Origin of the sequence: Oribacterium sp. Sow4_G1_1 (assembly GCF_052116105.1) — a bacterium.
GTDB lineage: Bacteria > Bacillota > Clostridia > Lachnospirales > Lachnospiraceae > Oribacterium.
Window position 1 is genome coordinate 72,760 of sequence record NZ_JBQKLS010000007.1, and the last position, 23,232, is coordinate 95,991.

Annotated in this window: 15 protein-coding genes; 2 read left to right on the forward strand and 13 right to left on the reverse strand. The window is 56.7% G+C overall.

Translation table 11 applies throughout. The annotated features are described in order from the left end of the window. Nucleotides 1–47 precede the first annotated feature (47 nt). The 3 genes from addA to ACTQ52_RS06310 form a co-directional block, all read right to left on the reverse strand. Complete coding sequence (gene addA, locus ACTQ52_RS06300; protein ID WP_441982091.1) at nucleotides 48–3,674, reverse strand: helicase-exonuclease AddAB subunit AddA; 3,627 nt, start codon at nucleotides 3,672–3,674, stop codon at nucleotides 48–50. Continuing rightward, a complete protein-coding gene (locus ACTQ52_RS06305; RefSeq protein WP_441982092.1) occupies nucleotides 3,658–7,218 on the reverse strand; it encodes a PD-(D/E)XK nuclease family protein in 3,561 nt (1,186 codons plus the stop codon). The genes addA and ACTQ52_RS06305 overlap by 17 nt, the downstream gene beginning before the upstream one ends. A 216-nt stretch (nucleotides 7,219–7,434) precedes the next feature. After that, entirely contained in the window at nucleotides 7,435–8,748 is a 1,314-nt protein-coding gene (locus ACTQ52_RS06310; protein WP_410042385.1) for an O-acetylhomoserine aminocarboxypropyltransferase/cysteine synthase family protein, read from the reverse strand. A gap of 480 nt (nucleotides 8,749–9,228) precedes the next feature. On the opposite strand from ACTQ52_RS06310, the gene ACTQ52_RS06315 reads away from it, so the two are divergent. Further along, a complete protein-coding gene (locus tag ACTQ52_RS06315; protein ID WP_410042384.1) occupies nucleotides 9,229–9,810 on the forward strand; it encodes an ECF transporter S component in 582 nt (193 codons plus the stop codon). A 204-nt stretch (nucleotides 9,811–10,014) separates the two neighbouring features. Here the strand turns inward: ACTQ52_RS06315 and add are convergent, their stop codons facing one another. The 6 genes from add to ACTQ52_RS06345 form a co-directional block, all read right to left on the reverse strand. Further along, entirely contained in the window at nucleotides 10,015–11,028 is a 1,014-nt protein-coding gene (add, locus tag ACTQ52_RS06320; RefSeq protein ID WP_441982093.1) for an adenosine deaminase, read from the reverse strand. Between the two features lie 126 nt (nucleotides 11,029–11,154). Beyond that, a complete protein-coding gene (locus ACTQ52_RS06325) occupies nucleotides 11,155–12,363 on the reverse strand; it encodes an alpha/beta hydrolase family protein (protein ID WP_441982094.1) in 1,209 nt (402 codons plus the stop codon). Nucleotides 12,364–12,470: 107 nt separating this feature from the next. Continuing rightward, nucleotides 12,471–14,009, reverse strand: a complete 1,539-nt coding sequence (locus ACTQ52_RS06330) for a tripartite tricarboxylate transporter permease (protein WP_441982095.1) — start codon at nucleotides 14,007–14,009, stop codon at nucleotides 12,471–12,473. 15 nt (nucleotides 14,010–14,024) lie between these two features. Next, complete coding sequence (locus tag ACTQ52_RS06335; protein WP_441982096.1) at nucleotides 14,025–14,489, reverse strand: tripartite tricarboxylate transporter TctB family protein; 465 nt, start codon at nucleotides 14,487–14,489, stop codon at nucleotides 14,025–14,027. 128 nt (nucleotides 14,490–14,617) lie between these two features. Beyond that, nucleotides 14,618–15,769, reverse strand: coding sequence for a tripartite tricarboxylate transporter substrate binding protein (locus ACTQ52_RS06340; protein WP_441982097.1), 1,152 nt, complete (start codon nucleotides 15,767–15,769; stop codon nucleotides 14,618–14,620). 131 nt (nucleotides 15,770–15,900) lie between these two features. Beyond that, nucleotides 15,901–17,046 (reverse strand): mandelate racemase/muconate lactonizing enzyme family protein, encoded by a 1,146-nt coding sequence (locus ACTQ52_RS06345; RefSeq protein ID WP_441982098.1) that lies wholly within the window; start codon nucleotides 17,044–17,046, stop codon nucleotides 15,901–15,903. A 247-nt stretch (nucleotides 17,047–17,293) separates the two neighbouring features. On the opposite strand from ACTQ52_RS06345, the gene ACTQ52_RS06350 reads away from it, so the two are divergent. Continuing rightward, entirely contained in the window at nucleotides 17,294–18,433 is a 1,140-nt protein-coding gene (locus tag ACTQ52_RS06350) for a sigma 54-interacting transcriptional regulator (protein ID WP_441982099.1), read from the forward strand. Nucleotides 18,434–18,494: 61 nt separating this feature from the next. On the opposite strand, the gene ACTQ52_RS06355 is transcribed toward ACTQ52_RS06350, so the two are convergent. The 4 genes from ACTQ52_RS06355 to ACTQ52_RS06370 all read right to left on the reverse strand — a co-directional run bounded on the left by ACTQ52_RS06355 (nucleotide 18,495) and on the right by ACTQ52_RS06370 (nucleotide 23,216). Beyond that, nucleotides 18,495–19,730 carry an NAD(P)-dependent oxidoreductase gene (locus tag ACTQ52_RS06355; RefSeq protein WP_410042381.1) on the reverse strand — a complete coding sequence of 412 codons (1,236 nt, stop codon included), beginning with the start codon at nucleotides 19,728–19,730 and terminating at the stop codon, nucleotides 18,495–18,497. Between the two features lie 297 nt (nucleotides 19,731–20,027). Continuing rightward, complete coding sequence (locus ACTQ52_RS06360; protein ID WP_441982100.1) at nucleotides 20,028–21,173, reverse strand: glycerate kinase family protein; 1,146 nt, start codon at nucleotides 21,171–21,173, stop codon at nucleotides 20,028–20,030. 1 nt (nucleotide 21,174) lies between these two features. After that, nucleotides 21,175–21,648, reverse strand: coding sequence for a PPC domain-containing DNA-binding protein (locus tag ACTQ52_RS06365; protein ID WP_441982101.1), 474 nt, complete (start codon nucleotides 21,646–21,648; stop codon nucleotides 21,175–21,177). 17 nt (nucleotides 21,649–21,665) lie between these two features. Then, the gene (locus ACTQ52_RS06370; RefSeq protein ID WP_441982102.1) at nucleotides 21,666–23,216 is read right to left on the reverse strand and encodes a PrpR N-terminal domain-containing protein; all 1,551 of its coding nucleotides are present in this window, start codon (nucleotides 23,214–23,216) and stop codon (nucleotides 21,666–21,668) included. Nucleotides 23,217–23,232 lie beyond the last annotated feature (16 nt).

Genomic DNA, 23,232 nt, shown 5'->3' on the forward strand with positions numbered 1-23,232 from the left:
CCAGACGAGCGACTGCCCGCCTGGTCTTTTTATATACTTATGAAATATCATACCGGAATCGTCCGCTCGAGGATGATGGAGTAGATAAGCTTTTCCTTCACCCGGAGCCCGGTGATCTTCTCGAGGGCCTCCGCGTAGAGCTCGAGCTGCTTCTGGTAGCGTCCGATCAGCGTCTCCGCCTCCCGGACATGGTCGGACTTGTAGTCCACGAGAACGATCTCACCGTCTTCGATGAAGAAGGCGTCGATGATGCCCTGCAGGATGACCGGCTCCGACGTGTCACTGCCCGGGAAGAGATAATCATTCGGCACCTGCTTCATGAAATGCTGCTCACGGTAGAGTGTATCCGCCGCCTGCGCCTTTCGGAAGCGTGCCGCGAGCGGTGACTGCAGAAAGGCCTGAAAACGTTTCGGATTTACGAGCTTATATTCCGCTTCCGGCAGCTTCTTCTCGAGCTGCGCCATGAAATCCGCCGCATCAAGATAATCGTACTTCTCCAGCGCATGATGATAGGCATCGCCGACATCTGCGCCCGCCTTTTCCTGGTAGTGCACCGGCTTTTCCTGGGTCCTGCCGGACGGATCGGTCTCGCTGTGATCCACCTTGAGCTGCCAATGCTCCCGGCCGGCACGTGCGTGGGCTTCCTCGAAGGCCTCCATCGCCGTTTCCTTGATTTCGGAGACGGAGTGCTTCGGATAGAGCCGGGTCGCCGCCGCATGCGGATAGTGATAGAAAAGATCCGCCATGGCCTCCACATAGGATGCCGCGCCCGGGTCCACTGCGGCGACGGCCTGCTGCAGCTTCTCTGCCTGGCGAAGACGGTTCAGTGCCGTCTGCTCCGCGGCGAGATGGATATCGTGCAGGGTATAATCGAAGAGCTCGATGACATCCCGCGTTGCACCGACCCGCTGCAGCTTTTCAGCACCCTCGGCCATCATGATCCAGTCGAGATAGCAGCGGGCGCTCTCGAGCGCCGCCCCGGAGAGCGGTGCATCCGCATCCGGATACTTCTGGAGAAGCTTTTCGATGTCGCCCGTCGTAGCGGTCAGGATCAGCTTCTCCTCGGCGCGTGTCATCGCAACATAGAGCACGCGAAGCTCCTCGCCGAGCTGGTCGGTCTCCAGCTTTTTCCGAATCGCCGCCCGCTTCAGGGACGGAATCTTCACTTTATTTTCGAGGTCCACATAATCACAGCCGATGCCCAGCTCCGCATCCACCAGCACCGCTTCGTTCAGCGAGCGTGTGTTGAACTTCCGGCTCATACCGGAGAGGAAGACCACCGGGAACTGCAGGCCCTTCGACTTATGGATCGACATAATGCGTACGAGGTCATCCTGATCGGAGAACACCATCGCTTCGCCCTGGTCACTGTCGTACTTCTTCAGCTTTTCGATATAGCGGATGTAGTCGAAGAGGCCCTTGTACGAGGTCTTCTCGAAGGAAAGCGCCATATCGATCATCGCGTCGAGGTTCGCCTTTCGACGCCGACCCGCCGGCATCGCCGAGACATAGTGATCGTAGCCGGTCTCGTCGAAGATCCGGTACAGAAGCTCATGAATCGACAGGTAGTGGGCCATGGCGCGGTAGCGCGCGAGGTCTGCACAGAAGTGGTCGAGCTTCGCCTGCAGTGCCGGTGCAAGCGGAGGCTTCGCCTCGTTTTCCGCGGATGGGCCGTCGACCGCGTCGGCCTCCGCTCTTCCGCAGTCGCTCACATCCGCACTGCCATCGGCTGTACCGTCGGCAGCATTGGCCTCAGATACCTGCGGCAGCGCGGCCTGCAGGGATCCGAAGTGTGCGACGAGCGCTGCCAGCTCCTCGTCCGTAAACCGGTAGATCGGCGAGTGGAGGACGGCCGCCAGCGGGATGTCCTGCTGCGGGTTATCGATGACATCGAGCAGCGCCAGCACAGTCTCCACCTCGACGGTATCGAAATAGCCCTCGTTGCTGGTGCAGTAGGCCGGGACGCCATCCGCACCGAGGATCTCCACGAGGGTATCCGCCCAGGAGCCCGGGGAGCGAAGCAGGATCACCATATCACGGTACTTCACACCATCCGCATGGAGGCGCTGGATGCGCTCCGCAATCATATGGGACTCCGCCTCTTCCTTCGACATCTGTGCACCGAACAGCTCCTCTGACGTCTCCTTCGAGACCTCGAGCAGCAGAAGCTCTGTCTGATAGCGCGGATCGATGTCCTCACTTTCCGGTGCCTTCGGATAACCATAGTGAAGCGCCACCTTCTCGTTGTAGTCGATGCCGCCCAGCATCGGGCGCATCACGCGGTGGAACACGCGGTTGACCGCCCGCACTACCTCGTTGCGGCTTCGGAAGTTCCGGCTCAGCTCGATCTTCGGATAGTCCGGATCCTGGTATTTCATGAGGAAAAGATCCGGGCGCGCCTGACGGAAGCTGTAGATGGACTGCTTCACGTCACCGACCTGGAAGACATCCGGACGACCGAAGCGTGCCGCCGAAAGGGCACGGATCAGCTCCTCCTGCACGAAGTTCGAGTCCTGGTACTCGTCCACCAGGATCTCACGATACTGCTGTGCGACATCATCCGCGATCGCCGACGGGTGGCGGACGCCCTCTGCATCCGTGGTATAGAGGATCTCCAGCGCCTTATGCTCGAGATCACTGAAATCCAGTACATGCCGCTTTTCCTTCTCCTCCTGGTAGCGCGCACTGAACTTCTTCGTGAGACGTACGAGGCCACGCAGGCTGCACTCGATGCCCGCCTCCATCTTCTCCTCCGCCTCCGGATCCAGGGCGACCGACAGCCCGGCGATGTCCTTCGTATCCTTCTTCACCTCATCACGGATCGCCGTCACGCGTGTCTTCAGTGCGGATTTCGTCGGCTTCAGGCGGTCATAACGGATCGCCTGCGTTCGGAGAACCAGCTCTGAAAGATCCTCCGCTGCGGCCGCATACTGGAGGGCCTGCTTTTCCTGCGCCACATTCGTAAGATAGCTTTCCGGTCCATCCGGCTCAGCACAGATGGACAGCGCATAGCCCATCCGCTCCGCATCATCGCGAAGACGCGCTGCGAGCTGCTCCAGCAGAAACTTCTTTCCATCCGCGGATTCCGCCGCGAGACAGTCCTCGAGGTACTCCTCCGGCCATGGGTGGGAGGCCGCGCTCTCGTACAGCTTCTGGATCAGCTCTGCGATGCCCGCGTCGGTCTTTCCCTGCGCGAAGGTGTCGACGAAGTGAAGGAAATCCGCTTCGCCGGCCGCATACTCCTCCTCCAGCAGATCCTCGAGGATATCGCCCTGCAGCAGCCGGAGCTCTCCCTGGTCGCCCATGCGGAAGCCCGGGTCGAGGTCGATCGCCGCATAGTTTTCCGTGATGAAATGCTTACAGAAGGCATCGATGGTGGAGATGCTCGCATTCTGTATACTGCCGGCCTCGCGGATCAGCTCTGCGCTGTCCGGATGCTCCCGGAGCTTCTCCTCAAGCGCCGTCTTGATCCGGTCCCGCATCTCCTGTGCCGCCGCCTCTGTGAAGGTCATGATCACCATCTCGGACAGCTTCACCGGATCCACCGGGTCCATGATCCGGGAAATCACATGCTGCACGAGCACCGCCGTCTTGCCGGAGCCCGCCGCTGCGGCGACCAGCAGATCACCCGCTGTATGATTGATTACACTTTCCTGTTCAGTCGTCCACTGCATCACTCTTCTCCTCTGGTGAAATCTCGTTCCAGATTTCCTCTGCCGAAAGCTTCTCTCCGCTCCGGTAGGCGTAGCCGTCGATCCGCGGGTCGAAGCGACAGATACTATGATACGGACACCAGCTGCAGGCCGTCGTATCCGTACTGATCCGGATCGGGTCGACGCGGATGCGGCCATCGCGGATCTCCTGTGCGAAGCCCTGCATCTTCCGGTCGACGAAGCGTCCGAGGTCCCGGAAGCGCTTCGTCGAGGCGACATTTTTCTTCGTCGCATCGACGGCACCCGCCCGGATCGTCACCGGCAGGATATCCGACGCCTTCTCGATGCCCGTATCCAGCTTCTGTACGACCGACAGCTCTGTGTTCACGAGGCCGTCAACCATCAGCTTCCGGAGACGTGCACGTTCACGGTCCTCCGCACTGGCTGCCGCATCATAATCGAGCACCGGATCGTCGATGCGATAGTAGAACATCGCCGCCGGCACGATCTCCTTCTCCGGATAGCGCAGCTGATACGCGTTCATCGCAACATTCATATAGGTCGTGAGCTGCAGCTGCGTTCCGTTGTAGACGCGGCTTAAATCGAAGCTCGTCTTTCCGGACTTGTAGTCGATGACCTTTACGTAGACATGGCCCTCGTCCTGGGCGACATCGACACGATCAATCCGCCCGGTGAGACGCATGCCGTCGCGGATGTAGTCGAAGTTCTTCTCGAGTCCGTCCACATGAAACTCGCCACGGCGCAGCTGCTCTGCCAGCGCCCACAGCGTCGTCCGCGTGATGGCCGTCGCCTTCCGTACGAGGTACTGGTTGCGCGCCGTATCCATCATAAGTCCATGATTGTAGCTCGCGGACACCTGTGTAACGCTCTCCTCCGCGAGTGTACCGAGCTCCTCCTCGCTGAGCGTCTCCAGCTTTTTCTCCGCCTCCAGCGTACGCCGGAAGCTCTGCTCGATCGCTCCGTGGTAGAGATTTCCGATATCATACATCTGAAGATCGAAGCTCTCCCTCTCCTGCAGCTTAAGACCATAGCGGAGGAAATGCTGGTACGCGCACTGGCTGTAGCGCTCGAGGCGCGTGATGGAACCGAGGATCCGTCCGCCATAGAGCTCCTCAGCGACCTTCCGGGACAGCATATCCTCCTCGTAATGCGTGAACGCCGCTGCCATCAGCTGCTGCGCCTTCGCATGCTGTGCCGGATCCCGGTCGAGGATGGCGAGATACTCCAGCAGACGTGTCAGCTTCGCCGTCTCCTGTTGCTGCGCCTTCGCACGATGATTCTGTGAAGCTGCCGCATCCCCTGTCCTGGTGCCCGCCGCCGTGTCCTGCGCCGTCCTCTGTGCTTCCGGCGTCAGCATTGGCCCTGCGTCCTGCGCGGCCAGTGTCTCGAGCTCCTGCATCGCGCCGGCGATCAGACGCTCGGCCTCCTTCATCGTGTAGGCGCGTGGCGCACGATCACGCAGCTTCTCCACCGGAAGCTCCGTGAACATATCGCGAATCTCCTTGATCAGACCGGACGCACGGCAGCCCTTGCCGTCACGCCCCTTCAGGGCATAGCTCAGCACCAGGCGCTCCGACGGATTCAGCAGTGCACGGTAGATATAGAAGCGCTGCACGAGCGCACTCTCCACCCGGTCCGGGGCGAGTTCAATGTCTAAGTCCCTGAACAGATGGCGGTCCCGGTCGGTCAGCAGCTTCGTGTCGGGCTCTGCCTTCGGCACCTCATCCGCCGTCAGTCCGGCCACGAAAAAGAGGCGTGGATTCGAGAAGCGCGAGCGCGTGAGATCACCGATCACGACCTGGTCGAGGGTCGCCGGAATCACGCGCACCGAGGCCTGACGAAGGCCAGCATCGAGCACGTCCCGGAACTCTGCGCGGGATACCGAGGTCTCCCCCAGCAGCGAGCGAAGCTGCCGGAGCACCGCATCGATCGCCGTCACACTCTCCTCGAGCGCCTCCGCACGGTTCTGATCACCGGCCGCTCGGAGTGCAGCTACCAGCGCTGCGATGGCCTCTGGGGCCGCAATTTCATGCATCAGCGCCTCCAGTGCTTCCACGCGGGTCGCCACGCTCGCACCACGCTCGCCGGACCGCGTGCGAAGATGCAGCAACGGCAGGATCAGCTCCTGACGGAGGGCCTCCCGCTCGCCCACACTACCATCTGCTTCCGTCCATACCGCGTCATATTTCGAAGCACCACGGATACCGGTGGCCCGCAGGATATTATCGAGCCGGTCGATATGCTGCTCCTTCTCCGGTGTTACAGACGGCAGGGCACGCAGGAAACGAAGGACCGCATCGAAGCTGAAATTCCGGTCGACGGCCTCCAGTGCCGCCCGCATGAGCTCCGCGTATGGAGAATCAAGCAGACTTGCCGGGTCATCGAAGAAGTACGGAATGTCCGCCTCGGAAAATACCTTATAGACGATGTCCCGGTAGCTCTCCGGATTCGTCAGGATGATGCCGATGTCCTGGTAGCGGAGACCATCCCGACGTACGGCCTCCTCGATACTGGTGGCCATCGCCTCGACCTCCTGACGGAGATCCGCCGCCTCGCGGATCACAAGGGAGCTGTCCGGGGCTGCTTTCTCACTCGCTGCGTCGAAGCGGTAGAGGCGTGCCTCGATCGTGGAGAGCGCCGGTGCCTTCACGAAGCGCGGCAGTACCGCACCCGCCGGTCGCGGCTCTCCGGTGCGCGCATCGAAGCGGTTCACATCGATCGGTGCCTCCACCAGAAGCTTCAGATCGGAGGCCATCTTCGTCAGCTTCGCCACAGTCTGCCGTGAGAGATAAAAAAGATCCTCCGGACCGCGCAGCTCATAGATCGAGTCGTGTGCATCGAGACTCACCTCGCAGCTCACGAGGGTCTCCGCTGTCACCGGCAGGATCTCCTCGAGAATACGAAGCTGGATCGGTGTGAAGCCGGTGAAGCCATCGAATGCCACGACCGCATCCCGCAGCAGCTGAGACTCTGGAAGGTGCGCATACAGCTGGTCGAGGATTTCCTCCTGCGTATGATAGCCGTGCTCCTCCATGTACTGCTGAAAATGCTCATAGATCAGCGCGATATCCTGGAGCTTACTCCGGGTATACTGCGACTCGGCGCGCTCTGCAGCGAGGTCCAGCATCTCCGGCGTAATGTGGTACTGATAGAACTCAGAGATCTGAGACTTCAGACTCTCGAGGAAGCCCGGCTTGTTGAGCTCACGCCGGTACAGGCGCAGCTTCCCCCTGATTTTCTCCGTTATGGAGCGGAGGATCATGATCTTTCCGGTATCGTCGATGATGGTCATCGCCTGAAGACTGAGCTCCTCGAAGACACGATAGGCCAGACGGTTAAAGCTCAGCACATCGATGTTCAGGATGCCGCCGCCCGGATTCGCCGAATGCGCGAGGATCTTCTTCTGCATCGCCAGGGTATCCTGCTCCGGCACGATCAGGAACCAGTTCTTACGGAAATTCTCCGGGGCGTGCTTCAAGAAGTACTGTAAAAGATATTCGGTTTTACCAGCGCCACTCGCGCCGAAAATGAAACGTAAGCTCATAAGCTACCTGCCTTTTTTCTGATAGCTCTATGATAGCACAGGGGCAGGTACATTTTTCAGCACATTGGTTGAAATAAAAATTGTGCAACAGACTGTTGCACAATTTTCTGGCAGCACAGCAGACTGTAGATGTCAGCATATCCTTCAAATAATGGACGAAAAAACCGGAAGCCTGGGGCTTCCGGTTTACGAGATGATCTGTGTTATGAAATTTTATCAGTCTCCGAAGACGGCCTTAAATGCGCGGTCGAGGTCAGCGATGATGTCTTCGACGTTCTCGATGCCGATGGAGAGACGGATGGTGTTCCGCTTGATGCCCTGATCGGCGAGCTCGGCGTCGTTGCACTCTGCGTGGGTCGTGGTTGCAGGGTGTACGACGAGAGACTTCACGTCGGCAACATTGGCCAGCAGTGAGAAGAGCTCGAGATTATCAATGAAGTCCTTCGCCTTCTGCTCGTCACCGTCGATGTCGAAGGTAAAGATGGAGCCGGCACCGTTCGGATAGTACTTCTGATAGAGGGCCTGCTGTACCGGATCCTTCGAGGCAGCCGGATGAGAAACGTAGGCCACATGCGGATTCTTCGACAGGTAATCGACGACCTTCAGTGCATTCTCGGTATGACGCTCTACGCGGAGCGCCAGGGTCTCGATGCCCTGCAGGAGCAGCCATGCATTGAGCGGTGCAAGGGTTGCGCCCTCGTCACGCAGAATGATGGCACGAAGATAGGTAGCGATGGTGGCCGGTGCGCAGTCGGTAGCGAAGGTCACACCATGGTAGGACTCGTTCTTCGTGGCGAGCCATGGCCACTTCTCCGGCTGGTTCCAGTTGAACTTGCCGGCATCGACGATGACGCCGCCGATGGTGGTTCCGTGACCACCGATGAACTTCGTCGCCGAATGAACGACGATGTCGGCACCGTGCTCGATCGGACGGATCTGTACCGGGGTTGCGAAGGTGTTATCGATGATGAGCGGGAGGTCATGCTTGTGAGCGATCTCTACCCACTTGTCGAGGTCGAGGACCTCACCGTTCGGGTTACCGAGGGTCTCGGCATAGAGGGCCTTCGTGTTCAGCTGGATGGCTGCCTCTACCTCCTCGTAATTGTACGGATCGACGAACGTGGTCGTTACGCCATAGTCGGTAAAGGTATGGGCGAGGTAATTGTAGGTTCCGCCGTAGATGTTCTTCGCGGAAACGATGTGGTCACCGGCATGCGCAACGGCCTTAAATGCGTAGGTAACCGCAGCTGCACCGGATGCAACACCGAGGGCGGCGACACCACCCTCGAGGGCGGCGACTCTCTGCTCGAAGACATCCTCAGTCGGGTTCGTCAGTCGCGCATAGATGTTACCTGCATCCTTCAGCGCGAAACGGGCGGCTGCATGATCCGCATCGTTAAATACGAATGCGCTGGTCTGGTAGATCGGAACCGCTCTCGCACCGGTGGCTGGATCCGGGTTTTCCTGTCCTACATGGATGGCCTTGGTATCAAATCCGTAATTTCTGTCTACATATGGCTTCTTCGGCATGATGTTCTCCTTCTGCAGCTCCGGCTGCGCGTTCCTATCTGCGAGGCGCCCAAACTCTCCTCTATGATTCAGGTGGCTTCTGCAGTCTGCATCGGTGTTTTCATTCCGATGTTTTCATCTTTACGTTCATCAGTTTCTTAAGTGATTTCCTTCAGCTGATGGTGAAATCATAGCACCCGTATCTGCTATTGTATAATACTTGCTGTTTGGAGTCAGATATAAATCGGCTTTATATCAATGTCGAAGAGAAGACGCAGGGGACCGGTAACAGAAGCACAGAACTCCGCCGCCGGAAAAATCTAAGCCAGGTCTCCTGCGGCTCCCAGACGATCCATTGTCTATTCTATAGCAGATGTGGTCTCATCCAGCCATCTGGTTATATAAAATAAATATTATCTGGTAGTTACGATATCGCCAGCTGTAACCTATAATGCAGGGCAGAACAGGCAGATGCCTGAACACACCTAAGGAGACAACACTATGAAAAACTCGAAAACCTATCAGCTCGCGCTTGCCGCTCTGTTCGCAGCGCTTTCCTATGCAGTCTTCACCTTCCTGCAGATCAAGATTCCGGTCGGTGCGGATATGACATCCATCCACCTCGGAAATGCCGTCGTGGTACTCGGTGCGTTCATCATCGGTGGTCCGCTCGGGGGTATCGCCGGTGCGATCGGCATGAGCATCGGTGATCTGCTGGATCCGGTCTATGTACCGCTCGTACCGAAAACACTGTTCTGCAAGCTGCTCATCGGTCTCATCACCGGCTTCGTCGCACACAGAATCGGCGGCATCACGACGACCGATGATCCGAAGCACATCCTTCGCTGGACCATCATCGCCGCTGCCTGCGGTCTGATCTTCAACATGTTTGCAGACCCGATCATCGGCTACTGGTATAAAATTCTCATCCTCGGAAAGCCGGCAGCGGATCTGTCCCTGAAGATCAACTTCGTCGCCACCACGATCAACGCGGTCGTATCCCTCGTCGTATCTGTGGCCGTGTATGCGGCACTGCGCCCGGCACTTCAGAAGGCCGGCTTCTTCATGAAGCTTACGCACTGATGGCAGCACAGGAAACAGAGAGAATGGACCCATACCGGACAGGCCTTCCAGTCCTATCTTCATAAGAATAAGAAGTTCCGCGAGCAAGAGCATGAGAACTTCGGAAGAAAAAAGTAAACATAAAATATAAAAAGTGGCACTGCAGGCAAGATTGATACTTCCTGCAGTGCCACTTTTCCATTTCAGGAAATCAGTTTAAAACGATCACATCTCGGCGATCAGCTTCCGGAGCCGTGCTTTTTCATCCTCGCCACCGAAGATTGCGTCGGCTGCATTGAGCAGAAGCTGCTTTTCCTCGGCTGCGGTCAGGCCGATGGCCTGCTCGAGCTTCACGAACTCCTTCGACTCCGTGGTATCGGAGACGGTCATGTTGTCGGTGTTGACCGTGGCCTTCACGCCGGCTTCGAGCAGCGCACGGATCGGATAATGTGCCATGTCCGGGAACATCTTCGTGTTGAGATTCGAGGTCGGGCAGCACTCCAGTGGAATCTGCTTTTCGGCGAGCTCCTTCACGAGCGCGGCATCCTCGAGCGCGCGGACACCATGGCCGATCCGGCGGGCACCGAAGGCAAGCGCGGTGCGGATGGAGTCTGGTCCAGCGGCTTCCCCGGCATGGATCGTAAACGGTACCTCGAGCTCTCGAGCCAGTGAGAAGACATCCTCGAAATCCCGCGTCGGGAACAGGGCCTCCGCACCTGCGAGATCGAGCGCCACCACGCCCTTTCCGAGGTACTTCGCAGCCACTCGAACGGTCTCCAGATTTGCTTCCTCATTACCAGCGCCACGCATCGCACAGAGGATGAGACCGGCATGAAGCTCCGGCGTCGTCTCCGTGCAGGTACAGCTGTACTGCTCCTTCTCGAAGCGACGAAGCCCCGCCACGGCCGCCTCGACCACCGCCGCCTGCGTGAGCCCCCGCTGACAGTGGAGCTGCGGTGCGAAACGGATCTCCGTATACACGAGGCCCTCCGCGCGCTGCACGTTCAGAAGATCATACACGATCTGTTCAATGTTTCCGGCGCTCTGCATGAGCTGAAGCGGAAAGTCGAACTTCTCCAGATATTCATTGAGATCCCGGCAGTCCTCTGGCACCGAAAGCAGCGGATAGAGCTCCGTATCTGTCTTCGCCGGCAGTCCTTCCTTCTTCATCAGTTTATGGACGGTTTCGTACGGAAGCGAACCATCCAGATGGACATGTAAATCAATCAGTCGTTTCATCGTGTCACCTGCTTTCTATAGATAGTTCTATTTTAGCATGGTTCCAGAGACAGAGCCAGTGCACTGAAGGACAGGGCCTTATTTTCCTGCGACCATTCAAGGAATGCGCTGGCTGGTCATCGTTCATCATTCCACGAGCCACTTCGCGATGTCTTGCAGATGACGAGTATCGAGGTGGTGCGGGCCGTCTTCGATGTCCTGCTGCACGTGTTCTGCGCTCCCGGTCACCGCATAGTTCGCACGGATGATGTCGACCTGTTCCTGGACGTTTGTTAGGCCACGTGTACCGGCGAGGCGGTCTTCCCGGCAGGACTGGATCATCAGCCGACGTGGGGCGATCAGGCTTGCAATGTCGCCCATGTCGAAATGCTCCATGAGATGCGGCACGTAATTGCAGGAGCAGTTCCGGTTCATCTGGAGAAGCGAATCGCGGAAGCCATACATATAGCCAGAAAGAAAGCTCGCATGGATACGCTCATCCAGGGCACTGAGGTAGAGACTCTGCATCGCGCCGCCCGAGAAGCCGAAGGCGATGATACGTTCTGGATTCCAGCGCCTGGCTTCCGAATCCGTATGTGCACCATCTGTAAGATGCCGCAGCTTCCCGTCCTTCGTGATCGTATATTCCTGCAGGAAATCCACGCAGCGCATGAGGTCCCAGCTGAGCATGCCGAGTACCGGGATGCCGATGGGTTCTCCCATGTGCGCGAGCCAGTAGCAGTCGCCCTTCATCGCGAGTGGAAGTTCCCTTGTATCCTCCAGCATTTCTCGCCGTTCTCCGAATCCACGGACATCCGGGCAGAAGGCGACGTAACCGAGGCGCGCGAGCTGCCAGCCGAAGTCATAGTTGTACTTTTCGATGCTCTCTTCGATGGCACGAGCGCCGCGCACACCTGCCACCGTATACTTCCCGGCGCCGTTGTGTCCCGGTGGACACAGAAAGACCGGCGTGCCTGCATTGGCTGACGCCGGCACCAGCAGATACGCCGACAGTGTTATATCCGGTTCGGTGCGCAGGAGGATATGATAGCGTAAAATCGCATCCTGAAACACCACTTCATCGATCACCGGTTCAAGCGCACAGTCATCCATCTTTTCGAGTCCGAGCAGATTTCGCAGTATCTCTCGACTCCGCATCTGCCAGGTCCTGAACTCCTCACTCGTCTTCCCACGGAAATCATCCTTCCGCCCATAGCGCGCATACTTCCGTAAGATCGACGGCAGCGTCGGATAGATGTTCGAAATTTCCGGCAGCTCTCTCACCTTCTCTTGTGTTTCCTGCCACTTTCGATCTGAACTTTCATGAACCAGAAGTTCCTTCATATTCTCTGGCATTTTCTGCCTCCTTTCATCAGGCATCGCACCACCACCGTAAGGGGGGCTGACCCCATAAAGAAAACCCCTGTGGCGAAACGTCACAGGGGTCTGGTAGAATTCAGTGCTTAGTCATCCTGTACGTCTTCAGTGCTCACAGAAGATGCGGATGCGACGGCCTTCGCGGCCTTTTTCTTCTTCCGTGCCTCTGCGATATACGGCCATGCGACCGAGAATACCGCGAGGAGCAGGAAGATGAGGGAGAGCGGTCTCGTCACGAACGGAAGATAGCTTCCATGTGCGAAGCTGACACCCTTACGGAAGTAACCCTCGAGGTCATCGGAAAGGATGAACGCCAGTACCAGCGGGCTCAGGGAGATGCCGGCCATGTTCAGGAAGATGGCGAGGAAGCACCAGAGCAGCATGATGAGGATGTTGAACTCGGTGTTCGACACACCGAACGCGCCGATATAGCAGATCGTCAGAATCACGCTGTACAGGAAGTGGTATGGAATCCGAAGAATCAGCGGAAGATATCTCTTAAAGACGATCTCGAGGACGAAGGTTATGATCGCACTGACGAGCACGCAGGCGAACATCAGATAGCAGAGGTCCGGCTGCTGTGTCATGAAGAGCGGACCTGCCTGAAGGCCATGAATCGTGAGGCCGGCGATGAGCATCGCGGTGATACCGTCACCCGGGATACCGAGGGCCATCATCGGAATCATCGCACCACCGAGGGAAGAGTTATTCGACACCTCGGAGGCCCAGACACCATCGTCACAGCCCTGGCCGAACTCCTCCGGATGCTTGCTTGCCTGCTGTGCCTGGCCGTAGGCCACCATGTTCGAGATACCGGAGCCCATGCCCGGCAGGAAGCCGATCCAGAGACCGATGAAGAAGGAACGAAGGATGGTCGGAATATGCGTCACGATATCCTTCATGGTGATGCCGAAGCCGTGAAGATCTGACTTCTTCACCTCCGGGAGCTTGCCCTGTCCCTTCGCATAGTCAAGGATGATACGGCAGAGTGCGAACATACCGAGCATCTGACAGACGGTGGAGAGACCGGAATCCAGGAAGTGATTACCGAAGGTATAACGCGCCACACCGGTGATCGGATCGAGACCGACGCAGCCGAGGAAGAGACCGATACCAGCGGCCATGATGCCCTTCCAGATATTACCCTTCGACAGTGCCGCTACCAGGGTGATCGCACAGAAGCAGAGGGAGAAGTACTCCCACGGTCCGAGCATCAGCGCGAGATCTGCAATCAGCGGTGCCACGACGGTCGCGATGAGCACCGATGCGACGGTGCCAATGAAGGAGGCCGTCATACCGATGGCCAGCGCGCGGGACGCCTTTCCCTTCAGGGTCATCGGGTAGCCGTCGAAGCAGGTGGCGATCGATGAGCTGGAGCCCGGAATACCGATGAGGACCGCAGAAATGAAGGTTCCGGATACACCGCCGATCCACATCGCGAGCAGCACGATGAAGGAGGTGGTGGTTGAAAGACCGAAGGTCACCGGAAGAAGCAGGGAGATACCGAGAGTCGCACTGAGACCCGGAATCGCACCGAAGATGATACCGACGATGACGACAGCTGCAATCAGGAGCAGATTCAGTGGCTGCAGACAGGTTGCAAGCCCGGCAAGATAAAATGACATACGCTCTTCTCCTCCTTAGTTAAATAAAATTCCGGATGGAAGCTTGATCTGGAAACCGATGACAAACATACCATACAGGAACGCCGTGACCACGATACTGATCAGCACGGCCTGCCACCAGGTGACCTTCTCATCCTCCTTCAGCATGTTGACGAAGGCAAACATGGCGAACGGAGTGGTGATGAGAAATCCGAACAGTGTCAGCAGGATGCCATAGACACACAGCAGTGCAAAGGCAAACACCAGCTTCTTCACACCACCCTCCGGGAAGTACGGCTTTTCTTCTTTTTTATCGCGGAGACCATTGATGAGAAGCATGATGGAACTCACGAGGATCAGGATGAGACCGACGGTCGGCATCAGTCGAGGGCCTGGCTCGATCAGATTCGGTATCTGTCGCATGGACTGCATGATGATAAAGCAGAGGATCACCGCGATGATACCCACGATACCGGTGATCGTATTTCTCTTACATTTCATGATAACCCCTTTATATTCTTTGAGCGATTCAGCCGAAGCGATGTTCTGCCCCGGCTGGATGTTTCTTTCACAGCACCGGATCCTGAAGACGTGATCGGACCGGATGGAAAAGTTTCATTATGAAGTAATTAATCGTTAACCTTCTTGCCGAGGAACTCACCGACCTCTACCTCTGCCGCATACTCTGCGTCACGGATTGCGATGGAATCCTCTACATTGTGCCACTCAGGGATGTGACCGACCGAGCGAAGACCTGCGTTGCAGTCAGCGTCACTCTCCAGTACGGACATCGCCGCATTGATCTTCTGAACCTGTGCCGCATCCATACCAGCCGGACCGTATACATAGTGCTTTACGTTCCAGTAGAGATCCTGATGGCCCTGCTCCTGTAAGGTCTTATACTGATCACCGAGCGAAGCATCATAGTCTGCGATGGTGAGACCATCACCTGCCATGGTGCCGAGCACCTTCAGCTTGCCGGCCTTCTCGTACTCCTGTGCGTTACCGATACCGACGAAGCCGAGGTCAATGAAGCCGCCCGCGAGGTTGGTGAGACGATCGGACTCAGAGGAAGCCTCTACCGCGTTCAGCTGGATATCTTCTGCCTGCTGAAGCTTACCGAACTGGAAGGTGTTGTTTCCAGAAGATGGCATACCGGCATTCAGCTTGCCCGGGTTCTGCTTTGCATACTCGATCATCTCATCGAAGGTGTTGTATGGTGCATCGACCGGCGCACAGAGTGCGGAGAAGCCGTTGTCATCGAGCGCTGCAATCAGGGTAAGATCGGTCTTCGGATTCACCTCTGCGTTGCCGGTGATCCACTGGATATTGAGGGCACCGGTGGCCAGCATGATGGTGGATCCATCTGGCTTTGCGTTTGCCACGTTCTGGTGACCGACCGTGTTGGAATCGAAGTTCGTTACGGTATTGGTGATGCCGAGATCCTTCGTCATCGCCTCAGAGAGGTAACGGGTCGCGAGATCGGATCCGCCGCCGGCCTTACCTGGAACGACCCAGGTGATGGTTCCCTTCGGGAAACCGTAGTTCTCGGCAGCTGCCGCATCGATATCTGCCTGTGCAGCGGTCTCTACATCCGCGATAGATGCTGTCGGCGCAGCAACCGTCTCGGTAGAAGCGCCTGCTTCTGCAGCCTTCGTCGTCTCCGCTGCCTTCGTCTCGGTGGCAGGAGCTGCTGTGGTGCTGGTCGTGCTGCTGGAACCGCAGCCGGTCGCGATGGCCATCGTAGCTGCCAGTGCAATCGCAAAAAGTCTCTTTTTCATGTTTTTCCTCCTTATTTTCAGGACTCAGGTCCTTACAAACACAGATGATTCGATCCCGCATCCCATACCTCGCTGATTCTACAGGAGGCTTCCGGATGCGTCCATCCTATATTTCGTTTTTTGATCCTCGATCAGGCCTTCGGTGCAAGATAGATGGTTCTCGACTCCAGTGCATCCATCGCTTCGATCTTCTCGAGGTTCATGCGTACCGGGATACCTGGGATGTCCGTACGTACGAAGCACTTGCCATCACGGATTTCCGGAACGTTCAGCATCAGCTCGTGTACCGGCTCAGAAATCGGTGCATGGAACTCGATACGTTCATTCTCCGCATAGAGACATCCGAAGGAAGCATTGTACGCGGTTCTTCCACCGGACTGGAACTCCTTACCTGCGGCTCTCGCCATATCACGGATCTTCAAAAGATCATCGATACGGGTCATTCTTCCGAGGGATGGCTGTACGATGTCGACGCCCTTCTCGAGGTACATCTCATACATGTAGGAGATTCGCATAGACTCGCCGGCAGAGATCTTCTGCTTGACGCCCAGCTCCTTCATCTTCTGGATACCGTTGAAGTCTGCCGAGTGAATCGGCTCCTCGAACCATGCGATGTTGTACGGCTCCGCCATCTTCGCGAACTTCACAGCCTCTTCGACCGTCCAGCGCTGGTTGGCATCGACCGCGACACCGATCTCGTCACCGACCGCGGCGCGTACCTTCTCGATACGACGGAGATCACGTTCCATGTTCTGTCCCTGATCGCTGCCGATCTTGAACTTGACGGTTGTGAAGCCTTCCGATACATAGCGGCACATATCCTCAACCAGTTCTTCGTCTGAAAGAAGAAGTGATCCGCCGCCCTTGTAGGCTGCTGCCCAATCCTTCTCGGCACCGAGGAAACGGTGAATCGGCTTACCGGCTCTCTGTGCGAGGATATCCAGCATCAGAAGGTCTACGGTGCCGACATTGACCGCCGCGGTGGACTGGAAGCCGGAATTTCTGGATTTCCAGTAGAGACTCTCACGCCACTCGTTGTAGCTCTTGGTCTCACCATTCAGAATCTGTGGAAGCATATCCTTGATGAAGGCTCTCGATACCGTGTAGTGTGCGGTCATGCCCGTGTCATCCGAAAGCTCGAGATAACCCTGCTCCGGGATGAACTGACCGAATCCACCGGTACCATCCTGAAATGGCTTCGGAAGCGGAATCGAGCGGAAGTTATAGAAGACAGCCTTGGTAAATCTGATCTTATCTTCAAAGTTGAAAGAGTTCATGTTTCTCTCCTTTGTTGTCATTTTCACATCTGTTGTCGTCAATATATAATAACTGTGCCCGAGAATCGCCTTAAAAATGCACAATTTTTCCGCAGAATATGTGCATATCGCACAAGCATTTCATATCGTTATTTTTTAGTCAGGCATTCATTGCAAAAGCATTGCAATTTGAAATAGATGCATTACACTATGAACATATGCTGATTTTGCTTTTCAGAAAAAATATGTAGAAAGGAATCTGACCTTTATGAATTTCAAGCCGAGTGACATCGTCCTGCTGCACGGCGATCCTGCGGTCGCCACCTTCGACATGCTCGAGCATTTATTTGTAGATTTGAAACCGGAGCTTGAGAAAGCACGCCTCTATGCCCGCTCCTCCAGCCCAGTGCTGATCGAGGCCTCCGCCGGTCCGGAGCTTGAGATGATCGGGCAGGCGATCCATAACGGAAGTGACCGGAAGGGGAAGTCCTATGCGGTGATCTCGCTGTCCGGTCTGACGAACGAGGATCAGAATCGTATCCTGTTCGGCGATCCACGCATGGGCCGAGAGGGTGCCCTTATGGACTGTAACCATGGCACACTGATGATCCAGGGCATCGATAAGCTGACGCTCCCGATGCAGTCGCAGCTTGCCCGCGTCATCCGTACGAAACGCATCGCCAGCCAGACGAATTTCGCACAGTACCGCTATATCGATGTCCGCATCATCGGTACGACCTCGAAAAACCTCACTGAGCTCCGAAACCAGTTTCTCTTCCGCTCGGACCTCCTCTTCACCTTCCGTGCACTCCGTCTTCGCGTGCCGAAGCTGAAAAAGCGCCCACACGATGTCGAGAATATGCTGGATTTTTATTTCAATGACTACAACCGGGAGTATGAGATGCATCATACGCTCACACCACATGCCCGGGAGACCATCATCCACTACCCGTGGGACAGCAACATCATGCAGCTGAGCGCCTTCTGTGAGCGTCTCGTGCTGACGGCTCCGGATGTCGTGATCCATACCGGCTATGTGCAGTCACTGCTCGCCGAGCTTTATGAACAGGATTCGGCGATCTACGTTACAGAAAATTCTGCCTCGATGGAGGGCTCGACCGCGCAGGAATCCCCGGTGCTTCGTCACATACTGAATCGTGCATCGCTTTCCGAAGTGGACAGCATGCCATCATCCACGCGCTCGAACGTGGTGGCAGCCTCTATCCACTCGGAAACGACCGCCCCATCTGCGCTCCTTCCGCACATCCCAGAGAGCAACGACATCTATCGTGATCTCATCGTAGCCTGCCTTCGCAAGAATAACGGCAACCGCAAGCTCACCGCACAGGAGCTCGGCATCAGCACCACCACCCTCTGGCGGAAGATCCGCTACTATCACCTCGAGTGAATTTAAGGAAAAAAATAATGGGGTCAGACCCCATTATTTTGTGACTTATGATTTCGTAGCATCAGGCGTTCACATCGTCCTTGTGCGCCTGCATATACTGGTCCATCTCCTCCGCGATCATCTTCGATACGTGAACGGCGTCGACGACGGTCTTTGCGCCGGTCACGACGTCGCCGGAGGCGAAGACGCCCGGCATGGTGGTTTCACCCTCGGCATCGGTCGCGAGGGTACCACGCTCGTTCAGCTTGAGGCCGGAGTTGTGCTCGACGAGACGGTGCTTCGGCACCTGGGAAACGGCGATCACGACGGAATCACACGGAACGAAGTGCTCCGTTCCCGGCTTCGTCACGACCTTGCCATCCTCCTGCACCTCCGTCTCGGAGAGCATCACGCCATCATCCTTGATGGCGGTAGCGGTCTCGTGGAACTCGAACTGCACACCATCAAGCTTCGCAAACTCAAACTCATCCGGGGAGGCGGTCACCTTATCACGACGCTCGTATACCGTTACGTTCTTCACGCCCTGACGGATCGCGGTACGTGCGACATCCATCGCCGAGTTTCCGGAACCGAAGATCGCCACAGACTGGCCGAGGTCGACAGACTCCGGATTATTAAGATAATTGATCGCATAATGCACATTGCCGAAGGTCTCACCCGGAATCAGCATACGGCGCGGACGCCATGCACCAGTGCCGATAAAGATGGAGCGATAGCCATCGTGGAAAAGATCCTCGAGGGTGATGTTTCCGCCGATGGTAAAGTTTGGACGGAAGAGGATCCCCATCTCACGCATCTTCGTGTAGTAGCGGTCAAGGATGCTGTGCGGCAGGCGGAACTCCGGGATACCGTAGCGCATGATACCGCCGATCTTATCACGGCTCTCGAAGACGGTGATCTTATAGCCCTTGCTGGCGAGCAGGATCGCGATGGTGATGCCGGCCGGACCGGCACCGATGACCGCTGCCTTCATGCCGTTCGGCTCCGCCATCTTCACCTTGATACGCTCGAAGCAGGAATCGGAAATATAGTTTTCGATGGACGAAATATGAACCGGGGAGCCCTTGATGCCGCGAACACAGTGGCCCTCGCACTGCTTTCCATGATTACATACGAGTGAGCATACGACGGAAAGCGGATTGTTCGCAAACAGCATCGCGGCCGCGGTCTCCAGCTCATTTTCCTTAAAGAGACGAATCATCTCTGGAATGTTGGTGTTGATCGGGCAGCCCTTTCGGCACTGTGGATTCTTACACTGCAGACAGCGATTGGCTTCCTCCAAAACATGAATGGGCATCTTCAAACCTCCCCTGATATCGAATCATCTGTACTTTTTCAAACTCAACACGCTCCATCCTAATACAGGATTTCACGAATGTCATGCGTTAAATACATAACTTATCTGACAAGAAAAGAACGTTAAATTTCTGACTTCCGCGTTAATTTTATAACCTGTGCCCGAATCGAATTTCAGCGCAGATCGTCATGCAAAAACGATCTGCGCTGATGTAAAAATAGATTTCACTCGTCCGAATAAACACTCTATTTCGTCTTTCGGACTATATATTTATGTTCATTATATATTTATCCAGTATTAGTGCCTGTTCATCTGCATACCGGTCTGGAGGAAGCGGAACATGCGGATCGCGCCCTTATAGTAGAGTTCGCTGGCGTTGTCCAGGGCCTCCTTCAGTGGCATCGGGCCGTCGACGGTCGTCATGATCGAGCGGATCCCATGGGCATAGATCTTCTCATAGTCCGGGCCGAGTCCGCCGCAGAGTGCCGCTACCGGTACCTGGTGCTTCGCACTGCGATCACCGACACCCTGCATCACCTTGCCGAAGCAGGACTGCCAGTCGGTTCGGCCCTCACCGGTCACGACGAGGTCAACACCCTCGAGGCGTGCATCGAAGTCGATGAGATCAAGCACGGTCTCGATGCCGGACTTCATCTCTGCGTGCAGGAACACCTTCAGTGCGGCACCGAGTCCACCGGCCGCACCACTGCCCTGGATCTCATCCGGGTTGATACCGAATTCACGGATGATGACATCACGGTAGTTCTGCATACCCTTTTCGAGCCGGTCGAGGATTTCCGGTGTGCCGCCCTTCTGCTTTCCGAAGGTATAGGTCGCGCCATTCGGACCGCAGAGTGGATTCGTCACATCACACATGACGGTGAAGTGCGCCTTCTGTACCGCCGGATCGAGGCCGCTCATATCGATGTGCGCCACCTTCTCGAGGTTCTCGCCACGGCCTTCCAGTACATTTCCCTCCTGATCGAGGAAACGAATGCCGAGGGCGGATGCAAACCCCATGCCGCCATCATTGGTCGCCGATCCTCCGATCGCGATCGCGATCTCCGTGTAGCCGGCATCCAGCGCCGCCTTCAGCAGCTCACCGGTGCCATAGGTGGTGGTGTTCAGCGGATTCCGCTTCTCTTCCGGCACCATTGGAAGTCCGGATGCCGCCGCCATCTCGAGGATGGCCTCCGTGTCCGACAGACGGCCATAGAAGCCCTGCTCCATCTCCATCAGCGGGCCATGTACCGGCACCGTGATGATCTCGCCACTTCTCGCCTTCACCACGGCATCAGTGGTACCCTCACCGCCGTCTGCGACCGGCACACCACTCGTCTCACAGCTTCCGAAAACCTCCTCGGCTGCCTTCGTGAGGAGCTCGATGGTCTGGTCGCTCGTGAGGGTTCCTTTAAAGGAATCCGAAGCAAAAAGAAATTTCATGTTATACCTCCTGCTGCCCTTCGGCAGTCATTATATGATCATTTTTACTGCTGAAATCAAAAAGATTCAGTCCGGTCCCCGTGATTTCGTCCTTCTTCCGGCCGACCTGCCCGTCGATGACCGTGAGGAAGATCTCCGCCGTTCCACCGATGCGCACGGACTTCAGATGTCCGCCGAAGGCATGTCCATCCACATCCGCAACCGTGATATGCACATGGAGATACGGCTTTCCATCCATCTCCGTGACACTGCCGACGATGGATGTGATTTCGAGCGGCTGATCCAGCACGGTCTCCGTGAATTTCTGCGCCTCCACATCGTAGAGCCCCATCACGAGATGATCGGCCGCACCCAGTCCGCTGATGGACGCAAGATGTACATTTTCCTTTTCACAAAGTGCTGTAATCTCCGTCATGACCTCTTCATCACGATCCACACGTAACACGATCTGATTTCCGAATTTTCTGTAATCCATGCCAACCTCCTAAGAATTTAAATGATCTGATACTGTCGGAGCTTTCGCCACAGGGTCGTCTTACTGATACCGAGCTTCGCAGCGGCTTTCTCCCGGCTGCCCATGCATTCAGAGAGCACCCGGACGATGCGCTCCCGCTCCATCGCCTGTACGGACGTGACCGGCGTATGGCGTGCACGATCTGCTTCCGCATCAGAGCACGCTGCATCGCTTTCTGCCCTTCCCCCGACCGGCTTTCGGTCCGCTCCATCTCCGTCGGCCAATGCTTCTGGCCCATAGATCGTCGCGTACAGCTTCGTGATGTCGTCCGGGCGGATACTTCGATGATCCGCCGTGATGACGAGACGCTCGAGGAAGCTCTCCAGCTGGATACGTCCGCCATTCCATGGAAGCGCCGCGATCGTTTTCATCGCATCCTTCGTCAGTACATGGTAGCGCCCATACTGCTCCGCAAGCCGCCGCATATAGAGATCCGCAAGAAACGGAATCTCTTCCGGCGTTTCCACAAGCATCGGAATGCGAATCGCAAACGCGATCAGACGCTCATAGAGCTCCGGCAGCAGATACGGTCGAAGGTCCGTCTTCTTCGTCACGACGATGACGTTCCGGAACATCAGGATCTCCAGCAGCTTCTTCTGCGAACGCAGATCCAGATGCTCGATAAAGTTGATCTGAAGGGTGCCCTTCGCGGCATCGTTCATCTTTCCGAGTCTACCGAACAGCGCCTCATAGGCAGACTCTCCAGCGATGCAGTCGTACTCCACGAGCTTCTCCTGCGAATGCTTCGACTTGTTGTGCATGGCATTGGCAAAGGCACGGTAGAGACGCCCCACCGGCTCGATCAGAAGCTTCGGACAGTCTGTCGCGGCCAGCTGCTCCGCCAGCGTCACCGCCGCCTGCATACGCGCACTGCTGTATGGGAAATTCACGAAGGACGAAGCCTTTCCGCCCATTTCCGGCTTCCGGTATTTCGCCTCCGGAAGCCCGCCATTTCCATCGAAGGTTGCTGCCAGCTGAAAGGCCTCCCGGATCGCTGCCTCGACGGCATCCTCCGTATTCGTGATAAAAATCGATGGAATCCCCGCATCATCCGCGACGGTCAGCACCGTCTGCCCCCCGATGATGAGGTCCACCTTATCCTCGATCGCCTGCATGGCCGCCGGTCGCAGCAGCTCCGGGTTCTGCACGAAGTACTCATGGAGATGTACCCCGCACTGCTCATCGAGCCCAGACATGTCGCAGGCCATGTTCTTGAAGGTCACGATCGCGATGTGCGGATGGGACTTATGCACGACCCGCTTCGCACGCTCGAGCATGTCGATCACACCCTGCCTGGTCAGCACGATCTCCACCACCGGAATGTCCGTGTACTGCTTGATGATCGTCGCCTGCAGACCACGCGCGATGATGATATCGGCCCCCTGGTTAATGGCCTGCCGCGCCTCCATCACCGCCCGCTCCGACTCGATGACCTTCATCAGAAACAGACGCTTCTGCTGCTCCTGCAGCACATCATGCGTCAGACGGAACAGCTCATCATTCGGAACCAGCAGTGCGATATTGGCCACGGCACACCTCATTTCA

Bases quoted from the DNA above. Each gene is read 5' to 3' on its own strand.
- ACTQ52_RS06360 (WP_441982100.1), bottom strand. From the start codon at position 21,173: ATGAAATTTCTTTTTGCTTCGGATTCCTTTAAAGGAACCCTCACGAGC.
- ACTQ52_RS06335 (WP_441982096.1), bottom strand. From the start codon at position 14,489: ATGAAATGTAAGAGAAATACGATCACCGGTATCGTGGGTATCATCGCG.
- ACTQ52_RS06330 (WP_441982095.1), bottom strand. From the start codon at position 14,009: ATGTCATTTTATCTTGCCGGGCTTGCAACCTGTCTGCAGCCACTGAAT.
- add (WP_441982093.1), bottom strand. From the start codon at position 11,028: ATGAAACGACTGATTGATTTACATGTCCATCTGGATGGTTCGCTTCCG.
- ACTQ52_RS06310 (WP_410042385.1), bottom strand. From the start codon at position 8,748: ATGCCGAAGAAGCCATATGTAGACAGAAATTACGGATTTGATACCAAG.
- ACTQ52_RS06340 (WP_441982097.1), bottom strand. From the start codon at position 15,769: ATGAAAAAGAGACTTTTTGCGATTGCACTGGCAGCTACGATGGCCATC.
- addA (WP_441982091.1), bottom strand. From the start codon at position 3,674: ATGCAGTGGACGACTGAACAGGAAAGTGTAATCAATCATACAGCGGGT.
- ACTQ52_RS06350 (WP_441982099.1), top strand. From the start codon at position 17,294: ATGAATTTCAAGCCGAGTGACATCGTCCTGCTGCACGGCGATCCTGCG.
- ACTQ52_RS06305 (WP_441982092.1), bottom strand. From the start codon at position 7,218: ATGAGCTTACGTTTCATTTTCGGCGCGAGTGGCGCTGGTAAAACCGAA.
- ACTQ52_RS06325 (WP_441982094.1), bottom strand. From the start codon at position 12,363: ATGCCAGAGAATATGAAGGAACTTCTGGTTCATGAAAGTTCAGATCGA.
- ACTQ52_RS06355 (WP_410042381.1), bottom strand. From the start codon at position 19,730: ATGCCCATTCATGTTTTGGAGGAAGCCAATCGCTGTCTGCAGTGTAAG.
- ACTQ52_RS06315 (WP_410042384.1), top strand. From the start codon at position 9,229: ATGAAAAACTCGAAAACCTATCAGCTCGCGCTTGCCGCTCTGTTCGCA.
- ACTQ52_RS06345 (WP_441982098.1), bottom strand. From the start codon at position 17,046: ATGAACTCTTTCAACTTTGAAGATAAGATCAGATTTACCAAGGCTGTC.
- ACTQ52_RS06365 (WP_441982101.1), bottom strand. From the start codon at position 21,648: ATGGATTACAGAAAATTCGGAAATCAGATCGTGTTACGTGTGGATCGT.